Source organism: Pseudoalteromonas luteoviolacea (genome assembly GCF_001696455.1).
Taxonomy (GTDB): domain Bacteria; phylum Pseudomonadota; class Gammaproteobacteria; order Enterobacterales; family Alteromonadaceae; genus Pseudoalteromonas; species Pseudoalteromonas luteoviolacea_C.
In genome coordinates this window covers 1-256 of the sequence record NZ_MAUJ01000073.1, presented here as the reverse complement: position 1 = coordinate 256, position 256 = coordinate 1, and the positions used below count along the sequence as shown (strand labels likewise).

The following is a 256-nucleotide window of genomic DNA, read 5'->3' as shown; positions in this document are numbered from 1 at the left end:
AGACGCTAATTAATCAACTAAATGATTAATCGGCATTTTCTTTCGAAAACTCTGAATAACAATTGCTTGTTATTCGAGAATTTAATTATCAGCTTTCCAAATTTTTAAAGAGCAATATTAATTAGCTATAAAGCTAACTAACAATCATCTGTGTGGACACTTCGAACAAATTTGTTCTAAATCGTTAAGGAGGTGATCCAGCCCCAGGTTCCCCTAGGGCTACCTTGTTACGACTTCACCCCAGTCATGAATCACT

Annotated in this window: 1 rRNA gene; it reads right to left on the bottom strand. The window is 35.5% G+C overall.

From position 1 onward, the window contains the following. Positions 1 to 185 precede the first annotated feature (185 nt). Positions 186 to 256 (bottom strand): 16S ribosomal RNA (locus A7985_RS25555); the annotation flags it as partial.